Below are 1,691 nucleotides of genomic sequence, written 5' to 3' on the forward strand. Positions count from 1 at the left end.
GGACCATCTGACCATCGCCGATGTCGCGGCGCAGGTCGGCATCAGTCGCGGCATGCTGTCGAAGATCGAGAACGGTCAGACCGCGACCAGTCTCGATACGCTCTCACGCATTGCCCGTGCGTTGGGCGTGTCGCTCGCCCACCTCTTCCGCTACTACGACGTGCCGTCCGGGGGCGCGCAATTGGTGAGAGCGGGCGCCGGCATGGAGGTGGTTCGCCGGGGCACCCGCTGCGGGCACACCTACCATCTGCTCGCCTACGATCAGGGTCCGCAGAAGAACTTCGAGCCATTCCTCATCACCATGGACGATGCTTCCGAAGTGTTTCCCACCTTCGAGCATCCGGGTAACGAATTCATCTACATGCTGGAAGGGCGGATCGAATACCGTCACGGCCAGCACACGTACATGCTCGGACCCGGCGATTCACTCACCTTCCGCGGCAGCGTGCCGCACGGCCCCGAGAATCTCATCGAGCTGCCCATCAAGTTCCTGGCGGTCATCGTCTACGGCAGCGACGCGGGCTGAACCGGTCATATGGAAGGCATCACGATCGCACCGGCGTGCGCCGAGGACGTCCCGGCCCTGCAAGCGCTGCTCGCGGCACTGTTCTCCATCGAGGTGGATTTCCATCCGGATGCCGGACGTCAGCGCCGGGGCCTCGAACTCCTGCTGGCGGATACCGAGCGCGCAGTGGTCATGACGGCGCGGGCAGCCGGTGACGTGGTCGGCATGGCGAGCGCGCAGCTCGTCGTGTCGACGGCTGAAGGTGCCTATTCCGCATGGATCGAGGACGTCGTCGTCGCCGAGCGTTGTCGCGGGCGGGGGATCGGCGCCTTGCTCCTGACAGCGCTCCTTGACTGGGCACGCGGGAAGGGCGCGACGCGGGCGCAACTGCTTGCCGATCGCACGAACGCCCTCTCACTCGGCTTCTATCGTCATCTCGGCTGGCAGGCGACGCAGCTCGGTGCCTGGCGCCGAGCGCTCTAGAAAGAAGAACGGGCGCCCGCAGGCGCCCGTCGACTGATGCTTTGAAAGAATGCGTCAGAGGTTGTAGGCGGACTCGCCGTGCAGGGCCTCGTCCAGACCTGTGCGCTCTTCCTCTTCCGTCACGCGGAGTCCGACGATGGCATCCACGATCTTGTACGAGATGAATGCCACGACGCCCGACCAAACGATGGTGGTGATGACGCCGATCGCCTGGATGTAGACCTGGCCGCCGATCGAGTAATCGGGGGTAACGGCGTTCGCCACGTAGTCGTACACGCCCGTACCGCCGAGCGATGGCGAGCAGAACACGCCGGTCAAGAGCGCGCCGGCGATTCCGCCCACGGCGTGAACACCGAAGACGTCGAGGCTGTCATCGTAGCCGAACATGCCCTTGAGACCGGTCACGCCCCAGAAGCAGATGATGCCGGCGATGAGGCCGATGACGATGGCACCCATGGGACCGACGAAGCCGCAGGCGGGCGTGATCGCGACCAGGCCGGCAACGGCACCCGACGCAGCACCAAGCATGGTCGGCTTGCCGCGGATCATCCATTCGACGAATGTCCACGACAAGGTCGCGGCACCCGTCGCGATCATGGTGTTGAGGAACACCATGGCGGTGACGCCGTTCGCCTCCAGGTTGGAGCCGGCGTTGAAGCCGAACCAGCCCACCCACAGCAGCGATGCGCCGATCATGGTCATG

The 1,691-nt window shown here is 65.0% G+C and carries 3 protein-coding genes; 2 read left to right on the top strand and 1 reads right to left on the bottom strand.

Annotated features, from left to right (window positions below; translation table 11 throughout):
- Together JNK68_07380 and JNK68_07385 are read left to right on the top strand one after the other, a co-directional pair.
- On the top strand, positions 1-526 hold a 526-nt coding region (locus tag JNK68_07380), incomplete at its 5' end, for a helix-turn-helix domain-containing protein (protein MBL8540179.1).
- A 9-nt stretch (positions 527-535) separates the two neighbouring features.
- A complete protein-coding gene (locus JNK68_07385; GenBank protein MBL8540180.1) occupies positions 536-988 on the top strand; it encodes a GNAT family N-acetyltransferase in 453 nt (150 codons plus the stop codon).
- Positions 989-1,042: 54 nt separating this feature from the next.
- On the opposite strand, the gene JNK68_07390 is transcribed toward JNK68_07385, so the two are convergent.
- A partial coding sequence (locus JNK68_07390) for an ammonium transporter (protein ID MBL8540181.1) occupies positions 1,043-1,691 on the bottom strand: 649 nt, incomplete at its 5' end.

It is taken from the genome of Betaproteobacteria bacterium, from assembly GCA_016791345.1.
GTDB lineage: Bacteria > Pseudomonadota > Gammaproteobacteria > Burkholderiales > JAEUMW01 > JAEUMW01.